Below are 16466 nucleotides of genomic sequence, written 5' to 3' on the forward strand. Positions count from 1 at the left end.
CGATCGTCACGGCTTGCGCCACAGCACGCCGGTGCCGTCGATTTCCTCGATCTCTGCGGTGACGCCGTGAGCCGTGCGGTAATCCGCTACGGCCTGCCGACATGCGTCGATGGCGTGGTAATCGTCGATGATGCAATACCCGCCCGACGAGAGTCGCGGGTAGAGGGCATCGAGGGCCTGGATCGTCGACTCATAAAGGTCACCATCGAGCCGCAGGACGGAAATGCGATCGATCGGCGCATCCTGCAGCGTGTCTTTGAACCACCCCGGAACAAAACGAACGCGGCCATCGAGCAGCCCGTAGTGTTCGAAATTCGCCCTGACTTGCGCTTCGGATACCGCGAGCACCCCGGCGGCGCGATGCAAGTTGATGCCTTTGTCCGCTTCGTAGTGCGCGGTGTCCGGTGGCGGCACCCCTTCGAATGAATCGCATAGCCACACGGATCGCTTCTCGTCCCCGTAGGCGGACAACACGGCGCGCATCAGAATCGACGCCCCACCACGCCACACCCCGCACTCGACCAGGTCACCGGGGACGTCTTCCGTCAGAACCGTTTCCACGCAGCGCTGCAGGCTGGTCAACCGCTGCATGCCGATCATCGTCAGTGCGTCGGCCGGCCAATCCAGGCCCAACTTCCGGGCGTGCTCGTTGAACGGACGCTTGCGGACCAGCATCAGGCTGCGGGTGCTGAAGAGACGGCGCCCCAGACGGTCCCAGCCCACCGGCACCAACTCGTCGCTGCCGTACCGGGTGAGGTTACGTCGCAGCAGGTCAAGATACGCGGATCGGGTATCGAGGAACGGAGACCGCATGTCACGATCGGTCACGGTCAAGGCTGCCCCCTGGTTCAAATGAAAGACTGGCGGTGAGTGATCCGTCCCTGCCCCTACCGGGGAGTAGCAACCATCATAGGCGTAAAAAAGCACTGCTTCGGCTACCGCCAGCCGCTCCAGGCCGGACCTCTTAGCGCTGTCCCGCCTGTTCCACGACGCGACGGCCGGATTCGTTCGACGCGGCCTCGGGCCGTTCGGCGATCCAGTCGAGCAGCGCGCGCAAACCGTCATCGAGCGACCCCGCGGGGCGCCAGCCGAGCTCGTTGATCGCCGGCTCGATGTCGCAGCTCGCGGCGCGTACGTCGCCGTCGCGGAATTTCGCGACGACGGTCGGTTCGGGCGCGCCGCACATGGCGGCGATCTTGTTGGCCAACTCGTGGATGGTGGTGGCCTGGCCGGACCCGATGTCGAGGCAGCGCGGCTGGGTTGCCGGGCGCTGGACCGCCGCGAAGAGGGCATCGACGACGGCGTCGATGTAGACGAAATCGCGCACGATGCGGCCGTCTTCGTATACCTCCAACGCAAGCCCCTGGCGCGCCAGCCGCGCGAAGAGGGCGACGATCCCGGTGTACGAATTGGTCAGCGACTGGCCGGGACCGTAGACGTTCTGCAAACGCAGCACGCTGAGGTTGGTGTCGTGCGCGGACGTCCACGCGGCCAACAGGTGCTCTTGGGCGAGTTTGGTCGCGGCGTAGACGTTGGTGGGCCGGGGTTCGGTTCGGTCGGCGCGGCTCGGCAGCGGCACCGCCTCTTCACCCGCGGGGCCTTGCGGATCCCAGAGACCCGCGACGAGTTGCGCGTGGCTGCGGGGTCGCGGGTAGAAGATCTGCGAGCCGGACTGCCATGAGCCCTCGCCGTACACCGCCCTCGATGACGCCAGGACGAGTTGTTCGGGCACGTGTCCCGAGCGGCTCAAGGCGTCGAGAAGCTGGGTGGTTCCCACGACGTTCACCGAGCCGTGCCGCGTCGCCTCGGACAGCGATTGCGCGGTGCCCGTCTCGGCGGCCAGGTGGACGACCTGGGACGGACGGAACAACCGCAGCACCGCGTCGAAGTCGGGCGCGTGCGTGACGTCCCCGGTGAACAACCGCACCGACTCCGGCAGCTCGATCGGCCGATCTCCCCCGTGCACCTGTGGATGCAGCACGTCCATCACGGCGACGTCGTATCCGGCCTCGATGAGACGACGGGCGAGCGCCGACCCGATGAATCCCGCCCCACCGGTGATGAGCACGGACGCTGACACGAATCGACGCCTTCCGTTCGGATGCTGAGGAAAATATGCGATCGGCACACTCGCCGAGATCGCCATCCGGTCGATCATATCGGGCACTTACCGCCGCATCCGACGATTCTGCCAAGCAGATCGCCGGCGCATCGGGGCGCGCCACATGCACGAAAAGGCGCTACGCCCAAGTCCCCCTGTGCCGGTGGGCCAGTGCGACGACCTCCATCACCGGCCTCGCGATGGCCGGCCGCAAAACCCGGAACAGCATGCTGTTGGACAAGCCGTGAAAATCCTCGTACGCCTTACGGAAATCACGCTCGCTCGCCCGGTAGGACTCGAAAACGCGGTCCAACGTTGACGTGTCGATGGGGTCGTCCTGCGCGGCCTCGCGAAGCGCTTCGTAGATCGTGGAAATCCAATCGGCGCCGAAAAGATCCGTCACCGGGCCGCAGTGCCGCTGCCGATGCAGACCAGGGGTGAGGAATCGCTCAACGGCGTCCTCGTCCTGGGCATGCAGTTCGACCGGCAGTTCCGCGGAGATGCGCTTCATTTCCCGGCGCCAGTCGTCGAGGAGGTTCGCGTAGTCGACGAAAACCCGCGGTACGCCGCGTGAATTTCGTTCGGCCAGGATGTTGCATTTCAACCACAAGGCGCTCGCGAGCGCGGGAGAGACGTGCCAGGCCTTCGCGATCGACGAAATGACCTCTTGCGGATGACGTACCGCGATCACCGAGGCGACGTCGAACCCCGCCATGCGCGCCGCCTCGAACCACAGGTTGGACAGTGTCGTGATCCTCGGTTCTTTGATCACCACGAGCGGCGCCGCCGGCAGCGTGGACAGATATTCGGCGACTTTGGCGATGCAGGCCTTGCTCTCCTTGTCGGGCGAACCTCGATCGAGAAAGCGAAGTGAGGGGTCGTACCAATTGGTCCCGAGACGGCGCAGGATCGTTTCGTTGAGCGAGATGGCCGCTCGCGGTTCCCAATACCCGAGCGGATTGTTGGCGTCGGCGCCCAGCATCGCGGCCGGCAGCGTGCCACCGCACAGCGAGAGCACCCGGGTGAGCGCCGATGTTCCCGACCGTTGCGGTCCCAGCACGAAGAGGGCGACCGGGCGGTTCCCGGAGCCGACCTGGTTGGGGGAAGTCAAGGCGTTTTCGACGGGCTTGGTGATGCGGGCCAATCTCATCGCGAATCCAAACCTTTCACTGGTCGCGCACGTGGGCGACTTTCGGAGTTCGGTTGATATCCAGGGGTTTCCGAGGTGGTGTACGCGCGATCAACGCGCAGCAACCGTTCGAAATTGACACCGTCGCGCGTGCCACGATGTCAGAGACCAAATCACAGCCTGCTCAACGACTTTGGCAAAGAGAAGGCGATACCGCACTCCTCTTGCGGAGTCAGGCTTGACTTGTGACCGGCAACTTCTGCCCCCCGGTGAGAACCATCAATCATTGCGCCCGCTAAGGACTATAACCCGACCACACGATCCAGGCGGCGCTTTTACGAAACTGTTTTGCGTACTTAATCTTTGGAGTCTTTTGTCTACGCCCAGGCTCCCCGGCGCCGGTGCACCATCGCGGCGACCTCGAGGATCCGCTTCACGATGAACGGCCTGAACACCCGGCGAACCAAGCTGTTGGTGCGGGCGTGGAATTCCGTGAACGCCATGCGGAAATCACGCTCGCCCGCCTGATACGACTCGAAAACCCGGTCCAGGGTCGCTACGTGCAGGGGGAAGTCCTGCGCGGCTCCGCGCAGTGCCTCATAGACGGCGGAGATCCAGTCCGCGCCGAAATGGTCCGCCACCGGGCCGCCGTATCGCTGGCGTCGAAGTTCGGGGGTGAGAAACTCCTCGACGGCGCTTTCGTCGACGGCGTCCAAATCGATTTCCAGCGTGGCGGCAATGCGCTTCACCTCTCGTTTCCAGTCGTCGAGGAGGTTGCCGTAGTCGACGAACACGCGCGGCATACCGCGGGTGTGCCGCTCGGCGAGCAGGTTGTATTTGAGCCATAAGGCGCTCGACAGCTCCGGCGAGGTGTCCACGTACTTCGCCGCCGAGGCGACAACCTCTTGCGGGTGGCGCACCGCAATCACGGCGGCGATGTCGAAGCCGACCTGGCGCGCCGCCTCGAACCAGAGGCCGGACAGCGCCGTGATCCTCGGCTCCTTGATCACCACCAGCGGCGCCGCCGGCAGTGTGCCCAGATACGCCGCGATCTCCGCGATGCAGGCCGCCTTCTCCTCGGCGCCGAACGCGCACTCCTCCTGCAGGCGCAGCGTCGGGTCGTACCAGTTGCTGCCGTGGCGACGCATGATCGTTTCGTTGAGCATGATCGCGGCGCGCGGCTCCCAATAACCCCGCGGGTTGTTCCCGTCGGCGCCGCACATTCCGGCCGGCAGCGTGCTGCCGCACAGCGACAAGACCCGGGTCAGCGCCGACGTCCCGGACCTCGCCATTCCCAGCACGAACAGCGCAACCGGACGGACGGCGGTTGCTTGGCCGGCGGATGACTCTGGGAGATCGGCGGGTTGGCTGGTCCGGGGAGCTGTCATCGGTGGCCCACACTTTCAGTTGCGCGTCATGCGGCCCCCGGGATCACGGGTCATTATGCATGAATTTGCAATTTGCGGGGCAAAGTTCAAATACGCGCTTCCGGCAACGCCGTCGCCGACCAAGAGGTGCCTACAGCAACGCGCATTAATCGTTTGGTCTGGACGACTTTATCTCACGGTAAAGGTGAGATTGAGTGTCGTGCGGCGCGGAATCCGCGACTCAGTCGCCGGTGACGGTGTGCGCGGACGGTTGTGCGTCAGCGACCACGCCGTCCCATTCACGCGCTTTGCGCTTGAAGCGGGACTTGAGCGCAAGCGCGCGCTTTTCCACCAGGAACCAGCTCAGTGCGGCCAGTGGCAGGGTCGCGACGGCGGCGACCACGGCGAACGCGACGGGAGGCAGGAAGCCCAGCCCGCAGATCACCAACAGCTGCTGCATGGGCCACGCGTAGATGTACACGCCGTAGGACAGGTCCGTACGTAAACGCATGCGCTGGTTGTGGATCAGCGCCCCCGAAACGACGACGGCGTAGGCCAGCGGGAGGGCGGCGAGGACCCGATAGTTCGGCACCAGCAAGCCGGCCACCACCACGATGGCCGCGCTCACGGCAACAAGTGACCATCGGGCGGGAATCAAATCCTGGAATTGATGTAGGACCGCGCCGGCGGCGAAGACGAGGGCGAACCGCGTGATCATCTGCGGGAGCGTCTCCACCGCGCCCACCGGGTACGAAACGAGCGCCGCGGCCACCAAGAACAGTGCGAACACCACCGGAGCGGGCCAGCGGCGTTTGAGGAGTCCGGCCACCCCGGCAATAGCGATGGCGATGTAGCAGAGGAATTCGAAAACGAGGGTCCACAGCACGCCGTCCCACACGCCCGGGAAGGGGACGTTTCGGGGCGTTCCGTCGATACCGGTGTGATACACGTTCAACACGGCGTTGTTCAGCACGTACTCGATCGGCGCGGTAGACAACAGCAGCTTGGCGGCCGAGCCCCCCTGGATCGCCACGCCCAGCGGGGCAATGACGAAAGCCACCACGGCCACGCAGACCCACAGGCCCGGAAAAATCCGAAGAACGCGGGCGACGAAGTATTCGCGAAGCCGCGGATTGCGCACCCAGCTCGCCGTGATGAGGAACCCCGATATCGCGAAGAATCCGTCCACCCATACCTGGGTGAGCAGCTGTTCCACCGGTGGGTAGATCTTGCGGCCGGTGAGGAACCAGGAGTGTTGCAGGATGACGCCGGACGCCAGCACCAGCCGCCAAACGTTCAGTGCGTTGTTTCGGGTGTCGAACACCTGGGCGAGCGTCGAGCGCCCCGGCCCTCGCCGCTTTGGGTTGACGGTTGCATCGGGGCCAGAGACTGCCGGGTTCGCGCTCATCCGACCGATTCTCGCTGCCCGGCGCCCGGGCACCAAAATCGCAGTCCGGTCATCAGCACTCCCGCGAAGCCAGGATTACCGGCGGGCATTGTTTTCGGGCAACGCCGCGGCAATTCGCAGGAATGAGCTGAGCAAACATCCAGCACACATTACATCGCACGTAAACAACTGCACATAGGGCCTTTCGACCACCGACATTCGAATCGGCCAGTCGATTTAAGCGCCCCCGTTAATTACGCGGTCATTTGCATTGCGGCAACGCACCGTCCGGGGGCTCGTGCGCCTTTCGGCGTCAGCCGGCGACGGCCCCAGGCTCGCAGAACGGCGCCCCGAACTCGGTGACCGGCCGGAATCCGCGTTTGCGTGCCTTGTCCGCGGCCCTGCGGATCAGCGCATAAATCCCGACGAACGCCGCATGGTCGGACATCACCAGCGGCGTCAGCAGGCGGTTGTGCACCAACGCGAACGCCACCCCCGAGGCGGGATCGGCCCATCCGACCGAACCGCCCATCCCGACGTGACCGAAGCCGGGCATCACACCGCCGATCGGCAGACTGTGATAACCGAGGTGGAAAGCCAACGGCACGTAGATATTTCGGTCCGGCCGCAGGCTGCGCTCCCCCGTCAGGCTTGCCGTCAGGTCGCGGGAGAGGAATCGGATGCCGTCCACCTCGCCACCGTTGGCGATGGCGCCGTACATCCGCGCCAGGCCGCGCGCCGTGGCGACCCCGTTCGCCGCCGGGATCTCGGCGTCCAGCAGCGGGGTATCGCCCTGAACCGCGGCGACCATGCCCGGGAAATAGATCGACCGGAATCCGCCGGAGAGCTCGTTGGCGACCTTGCGGGAGACGTAGTTGACGAGCGAACTGCCCAAAAGGTTCTGCGGCGCGACGATCTCGGCGACCCGCGTCGGGCACCCGGCCGGCGGCCGGCCCAGGTACAGGCCGTCGACGCCCAGCGGCTCGGCGAGTTCCTCGCGAATCAGCGTGCGCATCCCCTTACCGGTCACCGCCCGACCCAGGCCGGACATTAGCCAGCCGAAGGTCAGCGCGTGGTACGCGGATTTGCCCAGCAGCCGCCCGGGAGCCGCCGCGGCCAGCCGCTCCTCCATCACCACGTGATCGAGGAGGTCTTCCTTGGTGGCGCCGCGCAGACCCGACAGGCCGGCCTGGTGCCGCATCACCTGGCGCACGGTCATCTCGGCCTTGCCGTTGGCCGCGAACTCGCGCCAGTATTCGGCGACGGGGGCGTCGTAGTCGATCAGCCCCCGGTCAGCGAGCCGGTGGATGACGGTGGCGGCCATTCCCTTGGTCGCGGAGAACACCATCGGGGCGGTGTTCTCCGACCACGGCCGCTGGCCACCCCGGTCGGCAAAACCCGTCCAGACGTCCACGACGGGCCGGCCGTCGACATAGACGGCCAACGCCCCGCCACCGAACCGGCGGGCGGGAAACATGCTGGAAAAGCTACGAACGACGCACCCGAAGTGTGAGTCCGCCGCGCCGGACACACGGTGACCTGCGTCAAGGTCATCGTGGACACGGACCGCGCGGCGATTGACTCGGCTATCCACCGTCACACTTTGAATTTACTTGGATTACACACCCGGCAGGAGCGAAACCCCCCGAATATTTACCTATCCGTTAGCCGGACGCGGCTGTCAAGATTTGCTGGGCCGCCAGGGCCGGAGTTAGCTCCCCCGCCTTGACCTTTCGCTCGACGTCGGCCCGGATCTTGCGCACCGCCGGGTTGGAGGCCAGCCGGTCCAACACCGTGTCGCGCACCATCTGCCAGGTCCAGTCGACCAGCTGGCCGCGGCGGCGCGCCTCGAACTCCCCCGCCTCGCTGAGCACCTGGCGATGACGTTCGACGGTGTCCCACAGTTCGTCGAGGCCGGTTCCCTCCGCGGCGCTCATCGTGAGAACGGGCGGCCGCCATAGCGTTTCGCGCGGATAGATCAACCTGATCGCCCCGGACAGCTCGCGCGCGGCCGACCGCGCCTCGGGCAGGTGCTTCCCGTCGGCCTTGTTCACCACGACGATGTCGGCCAGCTCCAGCACGCCCTTCTTGATGCCCTGCAGCTGGTCGCCGCCGCGCGCCAGGGTCAGCAACACGAAGGTGTCGACCATGTTGGCCACGGTCACCTCGGACTGACCGACGCCGACGGTCTCGATCAGGATCACGTCGAAACCGGCGGCCTCCAGCAGCACCGACGCTTCGCGGGTGGCCTTGGCCACCCCGCCCAGGGTGCCCGACGTGGGCGACGGCCGAATGTATGCATCCGGGTGCATGGCAAGGCGCGCCATCCGGGTTTTGTCACCGAGGATCGAGCCGCCGGTGCGCGTCGACGACGGATCGACGGCCAACACCGCCACGCGATGGCCCATTTCGATCAGGTGCATGCCGAGGGCCTCGATGGTGGTGGACTTCCCCACCCCGGGAATCCCGGTGATGCCCACCCGATGCGCGTTGCCCGAGTCCGGCGTCAGCTCCAACAGCAGCCGCTGCGCCTTCTCCTGGTGGTCCTTGCGGGTGGACTCCAGCAGGGTGATGGCGCGCGGCAGCGCCGCGCGGTCGCCACTGCGGATGGCCTTGGCCAGCTGCTCTGGGTTCATTTCCACACCGCGAGACTGCAACTGGCGACGCATTTCCCGAGTAACCCTGTCGGTAGTTGCAGTCTCGCGCGCATCATTAGAGGTCGTAACCCAGCCGCTCGGCGAGCTTGTGCAGCAAGCCGATTGCGGCGTCGGCGATCACCGTGCCGGGCGGGAAGATGGCGGCGGCCCCGGCCTCGTACAGCGCGTCGAAGTCCCCGGGCGGGATGACGCCGCCCACCACGATCATGATGTCGGGGCGCCCCACCTCGGCCATCGCCTCGCGCAGCGCCGGCACCAACGTCAGGTGACCGGCCGCCAGCGAGGACACGCCGACCACGTGCACGTCGTTGTCGGCGGCCTGGCGGGCCACCTCCTCGGGCGTGGAGAACAGCGATCCGACGTCGACGTCGAAGCCGATGTCGGCGAACGCCGTCGCGATCACCTTCTGCCCCCGGTCGTGGCCGTCCTGCCCCATCTTGGCCACAAGAATCCTGGGGCGGCGGCCGTCGGCCTCGGCGAACTTCTCGACGAGTTCGGTTGCGCTGGCCATGTTTCCGGCCTTTCCAGCTTCGTCGCGGTAGACGCCGGCGATGGTGCGGATCTCCGCCTGGTGACGGCCGTACACCTTCTCCAGCGCGTCGGAGATCTCGCCGACGGTGGCCTTGGCGCGGGCCGCGTCGATGGCCAGCGCCAGCAGGTTGTTGCCCAGCCCGTCCTCACCCGCGCGGCCGTGCGCCGCCGCGGCGCGCGACAACTCGGCGAGCGCCGCGTCGACGGCCTGCTGGTCGCGGCTTTCCCGCAGCTCCTTGAGCTTGGCCAGCTGCTCGGCGCGCACGCGGCTGTTCTCGACCTTGAGGACCTCGACCTCCTGGTCCTCCTCGACCTGGTACTTGTTGATCCCGATCACCGGCTGGATCCCGGAGTCGATGCGGGCCTGGGTGCGTGCGGCCGCCTCCTCGATGCGCAGCTTGGGGATCCCGTCGCTGATGGCCTGGGCCATGCCGCCGTGCTCGGTGACCTCGGCGATGTGGGCGCGGGCCTTCTGCGCGAGCTGATGGGTCAGCCATTCCACGTAATACGAGCCCGCCCACGGGTCGATGGGCCGCGTGGTGCCCGACTCCTGCTGCAGCACCAGCTGGGTGTTGCGGGCGATGCGCGCCGAGAAGTCGGTGGGCAACGCCAGCGCCTCGTCCAGCGCGTTGGTGTGCAGCGACTGGGTGTGCCCCTGGGTCGCGGCCATGGCCTCGATGCAGGTGCGGGCGACGTTGTTGAAGGCGTCCTGCGCGGTCAGCGACCAGCCCGAGGTCTGCGAATGTGTGCGCAGCGACAGCGATTTGGCGCTCTTCGGATCAAACTGGCTGACCAGCTCGCTCCACAACAGCCGGCCGGCCCGCAGCTTGGCGACCTCCATGAAGAAGTTCATCCCGATGCCCCAGAAGAAGGACAGCCGCGGAGCGAACTTGTCGATGTCCAGCTCGGCGTCCAGGCCGGCCTTGATGTAGTCGACCCCGTCGGCCAGCGTGTAGGCCAGCTCCAAATCCGCTGTGGCACCGGCCTCCTGGATGTGGTAGCCGGAGATCGAGATGGAGTTGAACTTGGGCATCTTGGCGCTGGTGTAGGCGAAGATGTCGGAGATGATGCGCATCGACGGCTTGGGCGGATAGATGTAGGTGTTGCGCACCATGAACTCTTTGAGGATGTCGTTCTGGATGGTGCCGGCCAGCTTCTCTGGCGGAACACCCTGCTCCTCGGCGGCCACCACGTACAGCGCCAGGATCGGCAGCACCGCGCCGTTCATGGTCATCGACACCGACACCGTCGACAGGTCGATGCCGTCGAACAGCTGCCGCATGTCGAGGATGGAATCGATTGCCACACCGGCCATTCCGACGTCACCCTGCACGCGCGGGTGGTCGGAGTCATACCCGCGGTGGGTGGCCAGGTCGAAGGCCACCGACAGACCCTTCTGGCCCGCCGCCAGGTTGCGGCGGTAGAAGGCGTTGGACTCGGCGGCGGTGGAGAAACCGGCGTACTGCCGAATCGTCCACGGCTGGTTGACATACATCGTCGGGTAGGGCCCACGCACGAACGGCGGTTCGCCGGGGAAGCTGTGCAGCGGATAGCCGTCGGCCTCGACGGCGGCGCGGTCGGCGGCGATGTAGACCGGTTTGACGTCGATGTCTTCCGGCGTATGCCATTGCAGCTGATCGGGTGTGTACCAGTGCGCGGCCGCGGCCGCCGCCACGTGTTCGTCGACGGCGGCTTCGGTCGCCGGCGCGATGGTCCGCTCGCTGTGCAGCGGAACCTCGGCGAAGCTGCCGACAGCAGGTGCAGTGGTCGTCATGCTAGCTACGCCCCCAACCTTGTGAGCAGATCCGACAGTGCTTCGACCGCATTGATTTTCGCAGTCAGGAATTGGTCCGGTTGGTGCTCGGCGTCGGCCACCGCCTTTTCGGGCCCGGCCAGATACACCCGGGAGATTCCGGCGTCCCGGGCGGCCTGCACGACGCCGGACGCCTCGTCCCCGTAGCGCTTGTCGGTGCCGCAGATGACCGCCACCGTCGGCGACCCCGCCTCGGCCACCGCCGCCGCGACGCCGGCCGCGTCGACGGTTCCGGGGTTGACCGCCTCGATGCCCCCGGAGGCCAACAGGTTCGAGGCGAACGTCGCGCGAATGTTGTTCTCGGCCAAGGGGCCCAGGGGCAGCAACAACGCTTGGGGGCGCGAGCCGGTGCGGGCCACGAAGGCGTCGGAGCGATCGCGCAGGGCTTCGAACTCCGCGGCGTAACGCACCAGCTTGCCGGCGGCGAGCGGCGAATACGACGAGTCGCTTTGCGGCAGCGGCGGTTCGGTGAGGTTCGGGAATTCGTTGACGCCCGTGATCGCGGTGCGGCGGTGCGCGATGTCGTCGCTGCGGCGGGCCGCGATCTCGGCGATCTGGCCGGCGATGAAGTCGGCAGCCTCGGTGAATCCGCCGTGCGCCTCGATGGCCTGGAAATGCTGCCAGGCCTGCTCGGCCAGCCGGGCGGTGAGGTCCTCCACGAACCACGACCCGCCGGCCGGGTCCAGCACGCGACCCACGTGTGACTCCTCGAGCAGCAGCAGCTGGGTGTTGCGTGCGATGCGGCGCGCGAAACTTGTTGCTATGTCTGGGAATCCGCCGTCGATCGCCACGTCGAACGGGAAGACCAGCAGGGAGTCTGCGCCGCCCACCCCGGCGCCGAAGGCGGCGAGGGTGCAGCGCAGCATGTTCACCCAGGGGTCGCGCTGGGTCATCATCGGCAGCGAGGTCTCGGCGTGGATGACGGCCGCGCCGGAATCGGGCTCGCCGACGACCTCGGCGACCCGCGCCCACAGGTTGCGCGCCGCGCGGAACTTGGCGATCGTCATGAACTGGTCGTCGTCGGCGGCGAACCGGAAGCTGATCTGCCGCAACGCCTGGCCGATCGGCATCCCCGCCTCGGTGAGCACCCGCAGGTAACTCACCGCGGCCGCGACACCGGCGGCCAGCTCCCACGTCGCGTTGGCGCCCAGATTGTGAAAGGCGGGCCCGTCGACGGTGATCGCACGCACGCCGGTGTGCTCGGCCGCCCGCTTGGCGACGGCGACCACGTCCTCGATCCTCGGCGCGGGCCGGCCGCTGTGCGCCGCTGTCAGCGGGTCACCGCCCAGGTCGATCGACACGGTGGCGCGCTGGTCGGGTTCCATCCCGTCGGCCAGCGCCAGCGCCACGTCGCTGGCCGCCGCGTAGTCGGCGCCGGCCTCGAGGATTAGCGGCGCCATGCTCAGGTAGACACCCTGCAGCGCGTCGGCCAGCTGGTCGGGCGCCACGCCCGACTCCCCGATCCGCAGCACCAGGGCGCTGGCTCCGTTGCCGAGCGCGTCGAGCACCGCGGAGTTGACGTCCTTTGCGTCGACGCCGGGCACCGGGGTGGCCGGGAACGCCTCGGCGACCCGCCAGCCGGTCTTGACGTCGCGCAGCGCGTCGCCGCCCCGCACGTAAGGCCACTCACCGGGCAGCGGCGGTTCGGGCAGCTCGTCGAGGGCGGTGTAGAGCGCGCGGATCGCGATCCCGTCGTACGTCGGGGTTTCCAGCAGCCGCTCCGGCGCGTCCCCCAACTCCTCGGGGTCCTTCCGGGTGCTCTTGGCCAGCACTCCGGCGACCGCACTGCGCCAACGCCCGCGAACCTGTTCTAGGCCGGCGAGCTCGGGTACATCAATGGACACCGATTGCTCCCTTTTCCCAGCATTTGGGCTACCGCTTTGGGGATACCACTTAGCTATTGAGGCTAATTGATGGGAGCTCTGCGCTAAAAACCGCCAGGTGCCGCCAGCGGAGCAGGCTCGGGACGAAACGCCAGGCGCGGGAAACGCCCAATTCATCTGCGCCCCGTAACCTTGGATGCCGTGACGGGTTCCGCCACCAGCAAAATCACCGCGACGCTTCGCGATCTCGGCTGCGCCATCGGCGCGGCGGCGCGCAGCGTGTCTCGGTCGCGGGTCGTCTGGACAGTGGTGGGCATCACAGCGCTGCTGGTGCTGGCGTCGGTGCTTCCGCTGCCCTCGCCGGTGCAGATGCGCGACTGGGCGCAGTCGCTCGGGCCGTGGTTCCCGCTGGCGTTCCTGGTGGCGCACATCGTCGTGACGGTGGTGCCCATCCCGCGTACCGCGTTCACGCTGGCGGCCGGGCTGCTCTTCGGCCCGCTGCTGGGCGTCGCGATCGCGGTGGTCGCCAGCACCGCGAGCGCGATGATCGCCATGCTGCTGGTGCGCGCGGCCGGGTGGCGGTTGACCCGCCTGGTGCGCCACCGATCGATCCACACGGTGGAACAACGGCTGCGGCGGCGGGGCTGGCTGGCCATCGTGTCGCTGCGACTGATTCCCGCGGTGCCGTTCTCGGCGCTCAACTATGCCGCCGGTGCGTCGAGCGTGCGGGTGTTGCCGTACGGCCTGGCGACGCTGGCCGGATTGCTACCCGGCACCACCGCCGTCGTCGTCCTCGGCGACGCGCTGGCCGGCCACCCCAACTCGCTGCTGTACCTGGTGTCGGCGATCACCAGCGCGCTGGGCCTGGCGGGATTGATCATCGAGGTCCGCCAGTTCCGTCGGCACCACCGCCTCGCACACCGCCGCCTCGACGACAAGCCCTCCCCCGAGCCCGCCACCATCAGCTGATCCACCAACTCTGTTGAGAGCGCCGCGCGAGGCGGCAAAGATCGATCTAATGGGGGGCGTGTACGCGCTGGAGTTCGCCAGCTGGGGGTCGCCATATTCGCCGGCTCGTACCGTCGCGCTCCCGCTCAGCGCCGTGGTGTTGGCGGTGCTCGCCGTCTTGGGCTTCCTGCCCAGCCGGGACCAGCGGCGGCGCAAGCCGAAAACCCGCGCGCTCGCCGACGTGCTGCCGCGGCGCGCCAAACTGCACACCACGCTGCTCATCCTCGCGGCGGTGTGCAGCACCGCCGCCCTCGTGGCGGCCGTCTGTCTGTACCCCAAGGCCGCCTCCCCGGCGCAGCAGCCTCCCGCACCGCCACCGCCGACGCTGGCGCCGATCGATCTGCCCGCGGCCAGCGCCATCGGCCCGGGCGCCGGAATTTACGTCCAATATGGCGACGGATCCGGTGGAATGGGTTGCACCGCAGGATTTTTGGTCCACACCAGTGACGGCCGGGGCGGGGTCCTCACCGCCGGTCACTGCAATCGTCCCGGCGGGCCGAGCAAGGTCACGATGAACCTGGGCGGGGTCCTTCCCTACACGGCGCTGGGCACGTTCACCCAGACGATCAGCGAGGGGGTCCACGGCGAACAGCACGACATCGGTCTGATCACGCTGGACGGTAACAACGTTCCCCAGTCCTCGGCGGTCGCCGCGTCGCTGCCGGTCACCGGCGTCGCCACCAATCTTCAAGTCGGACAACAGTTGTGCAAGTTCGGCATGGGCTCCGGCGCGGACGCCTGCGGGCAGATCGTCGAGATCACCGACAGCAAGGTCGTGTTCCTGGCGAGCGGCCAATGCGGCGATTCGGGCGGCCCGGTGTACCTCTACGAACGCGACGGCACCGTCAGCGCCGTCGGCATCCTCATCCGCGGCGGTGACCCCTACACCCCCAAGGCCGGGTGCGCGGCCCGCGCCAAATTCTCCGTCGCCGAGTTGGTGCGGCCGTGGCTGGACAAGTGGAACCTGACCGCGATCACCGCGCCGTCGTCGCCGCGCTGAGCACTCTGGCCCCGTCCTTCTTCAGCTCAGCTTCAGGCTGACTTCCTAACCTCGCGGCAAGCGGTGCGAGAAGGACGATTTCGCGTCGCCGGGTAGGGAAACGACGATTGGAAGGATGGATGGGCCGAGTGAAGTTCAAGAAACTCATCGCTGGTTCGTTGCTCGCGGGGACGCTCGGGGCCGCCGTGGCCGGCATCGGTGCCGGGGTGGCGAGTGCGGATCCCCCGCCACCGCCGGCGCCTCCGGGCCAGCCGGGACCGCCTCCGCCGGGTGGACCATTCGGCGGACCACCGCCTGGGCCGGGCGGACCGCTGGGACCGCCGCCGCCGGGACAGGGGCCGGGCGGACCGTTGGGGCCGCAGGGATGGTGAGAGCGGCGATGCGCTAGCCGCGTCGAGGTGTGGCCGTCTCGGTTTCCGGGGCGGCCATCACCGTTTACACCGCACAACGCCCCGCATAACGCCTAAGGACTGTGATAATGCCGGGGATTCGTCGCACGATCTCTTGTGTAACTTCGCGGTTGAGACCGGAGCATCGGTGCCGCGGTCGCCATCAGCCACTTCATCGAGGCTGAAACCGGTTGGAGCATCAAGACATTCGCGCGAACCGCCACCAATACCGCACCGTCAAGATCAAGGTCGGCAACCAAGACCTGACCACTGCCGAACCGCTACCCCCAGATCTCCGCGAGGCGATCACCGCGATCCGCTTCGACAATGCCGCTTCTGACATCCCGCCATCTGCGGTACTCCGAAGGCGTCATTTCCTGCCCCCACGCGGTGCTGATTGGGACGTTTCGGTCCAGATAGTCGGATTCTGCAGCCCTCCATGCCTTTACGTACAGGTAAAAAGGAATCGCAGTATGGATGTGATGAACTACGTGATAGTTCTGATACATCAACAACAGACACAGAGCACGCTCCCAGCCAACCCGAGCGCGGGTGACCCGGAATCGGTCGGTCTTTTTCGCCACGAGGCCGTGATGAGGCAGCCAGTCAAACCACCACGCGAGGATGACCATGCCGATCCGCTGCGGGATGAAATAGATGAGCACCAGCTCGCGCCCGTAGCCGAGAATCAGGATGGCGGTTACGAAGGCGAGGGCCAGAGTGACGTGTATGGCAAACCCGACGGCTTCCTTGCGGGGGCGCTCGCGCAGGCGCATCAGGTAAAAGCGGCAATACCAGGCGTCGATCGTCAACCAGCGCAGCGGCAGCTGCCAACGCGGACCCGTGATACTCCACGCGTCCGGATCCTCATGGATACCTTCGTTGGTGTTGCGGTGGTGTGCGAGATGCGTATACGCGAGCAGTGGAAATGTTGCGAACAACGAGACGAACGGTATCGACAAGCGACCGAACACCTGGTTGATCCACTTTGGCCGGCCGACGGTGTGGTGAATCGCTTCGTGCAGCACGGAAAACATGGAAAACGTTACGAGACCCTGAACGACGATGGTGACCGCCAACCACCAACCACTCACTCCGCAGAGAACGGCTGCCGTCGCCCCGCACCACGCAACGAGCGACCCAAGCCAAACCAGCACGGTCGGCACCGCAATGGTCGGCCGCACGAACCTGGGAGCTGGGAAGCCTCGCGGGATTGCGGCCGCCTCGCAGGCGCCCGGTGATCTTTGCTCTGTGGCGGCAA

At 66.8% G+C, this 16466-nt stretch carries 12 protein-coding genes and 2 pseudogenes; 4 read left to right on the plus strand and 10 right to left on the minus strand.

All coding sequences use genetic code 11. The features are described 5' to 3' along the window. Positions 1-6: 6 nt before the first annotated feature. The 9 genes and pseudogenes from AC0KS4_RS14395 to mutA form a co-directional block, all read right to left on the minus strand. Complete coding sequence (locus tag AC0KS4_RS14395; protein ID WP_238957311.1) at positions 7-813, minus strand: TylF/MycF/NovP-related O-methyltransferase; 807 nt, start codon at positions 811-813, stop codon at positions 7-9. A 151-nt stretch (positions 814-964) separates the two neighbouring features. Beyond that, complete coding sequence (locus tag AC0KS4_RS14400; protein ID WP_225327600.1) at positions 965-2068, minus strand: NAD-dependent epimerase/dehydratase family protein; 1104 nt, start codon at positions 2066-2068, stop codon at positions 965-967. 172 nt (positions 2069-2240) lie between these two features. Then, positions 2241-3251, minus strand: a complete 1011-nt coding sequence (locus AC0KS4_RS14405) for a sulfotransferase family protein (protein ID WP_238956223.1) — start codon at positions 3249-3251, stop codon at positions 2241-2243. Positions 3252-3607: 356 nt separating this feature from the next. Next, entirely contained in the window at positions 3608-4522 is a 915-nt protein-coding gene (locus tag AC0KS4_RS14410) for a sulfotransferase family protein (protein WP_238957312.1), read from the minus strand. 316 nt (positions 4523-4838) lie between these two features. Beyond that, positions 4839-6005 (minus strand): acyltransferase family protein, encoded by a 1167-nt coding sequence (locus AC0KS4_RS14415; protein ID WP_275254162.1) that lies wholly within the window; start codon positions 6003-6005, stop codon positions 4839-4841. 292 nt (positions 6006-6297) lie between these two features. Further along, positions 6298-7584 carry an esterase/beta-lactamase LipL gene (gene lipL, locus AC0KS4_RS14420; RefSeq protein ID WP_225327560.1) on the minus strand — a complete coding sequence of 429 codons (1287 nt, stop codon included), beginning with the start codon at positions 7582-7584 and terminating at the stop codon, positions 6298-6300. 53 nt (positions 7585-7637) lie between these two features. Next, positions 7638-8620 (minus strand): annotated as a pseudogene (meaB, locus tag AC0KS4_RS14425) (methylmalonyl Co-A mutase-associated GTPase MeaB). A 76-nt stretch (positions 8621-8696) separates the two neighbouring features. Beyond that, a complete protein-coding gene (scpA, locus tag AC0KS4_RS14430) occupies positions 8697-10946 on the minus strand; it encodes a methylmalonyl-CoA mutase (RefSeq protein ID WP_238956225.1) in 2250 nt (749 codons plus the stop codon). Positions 10947-10951: 5 nt separating this feature from the next. Then, positions 10952-12829: a methylmalonyl-CoA mutase small subunit gene (mutA, locus tag AC0KS4_RS14435; protein ID WP_238956226.1), complete on the minus strand. Its 1878-nt coding sequence runs from the start codon at positions 12827-12829 to the stop codon at positions 10952-10954. A gap of 180 nt (positions 12830-13009) precedes the next feature. On the opposite strand from mutA, the gene AC0KS4_RS14440 reads away from it, so the two are divergent. The 4 genes and pseudogenes from AC0KS4_RS14440 to AC0KS4_RS14455 form a co-directional block, all read left to right on the plus strand. Beyond that, complete coding sequence (locus AC0KS4_RS14440) at positions 13010-13777, plus strand: TVP38/TMEM64 family protein (protein WP_238956227.1); 768 nt, start codon at positions 13010-13012, stop codon at positions 13775-13777. Between the two features lie 49 nt (positions 13778-13826). Continuing rightward, positions 13827-14816 carry a chymotrypsin family serine protease gene (locus AC0KS4_RS14445; protein ID WP_238956228.1) on the plus strand — a complete coding sequence of 330 codons (990 nt, stop codon included), beginning with the start codon at positions 13827-13829 and terminating at the stop codon, positions 14814-14816. A 128-nt stretch (positions 14817-14944) separates the two neighbouring features. Beyond that, complete coding sequence (locus AC0KS4_RS14450; RefSeq protein WP_238956229.1) at positions 14945-15187, plus strand: hypothetical protein; 243 nt, start codon at positions 14945-14947, stop codon at positions 15185-15187. Positions 15188-15355: 168 nt separating this feature from the next. Then, positions 15356-15537, plus strand: a pseudogene (locus AC0KS4_RS14455) (IS1634 family transposase); the annotation flags it as partial. On the opposite strand, the gene AC0KS4_RS14460 reads toward AC0KS4_RS14455, so the two are convergent. Continuing rightward, entirely contained in the window at positions 15487-16284 is a 798-nt protein-coding gene (locus tag AC0KS4_RS14460) for a fatty acid desaturase (protein WP_238956230.1), read from the minus strand. The pseudogene AC0KS4_RS14455 and the gene AC0KS4_RS14460 overlap by 51 nt on opposite strands. Positions 16285-16466: the final 182 nt, after the last annotated feature.

This window comes from Mycobacterium sp. NTMscope_MAC_12 (assembly GCF_976985675.1).

Excerpts from the sequence above, each read along its gene's own strand:
- AC0KS4_RS14405 (WP_238956223.1), bottom strand. The coding sequence starts at position 3,251 with ATGAGATTGGCCCGCATCACCAAGCCCGTCGAAAACGCCTTGACTTCC.
- AC0KS4_RS14445 (WP_238956228.1), top strand. The coding sequence starts at position 13,827 with ATGGGGGGCGTGTACGCGCTGGAGTTCGCCAGCTGGGGGTCGCCATAT.
- scpA (WP_238956225.1), bottom strand. The coding sequence starts at position 10,946 with ATGACGACCACTGCACCTGCTGTCGGCAGCTTCGCCGAGGTTCCGCTG.
- AC0KS4_RS14410 (WP_238957312.1), bottom strand. The coding sequence starts at position 4,522 with ATGGCGAGGTCCGGGACGTCGGCGCTGACCCGGGTCTTGTCGCTGTGC.
- AC0KS4_RS14415 (WP_275254162.1), bottom strand. The coding sequence starts at position 6,005 with ATGAGCGCGAACCCGGCAGTCTCTGGCCCCGATGCAACCGTCAACCCA.
- AC0KS4_RS14395 (WP_238957311.1), bottom strand. The coding sequence starts at position 813 with ATGCGGTCTCCGTTCCTCGATACCCGATCCGCGTATCTTGACCTGCTG.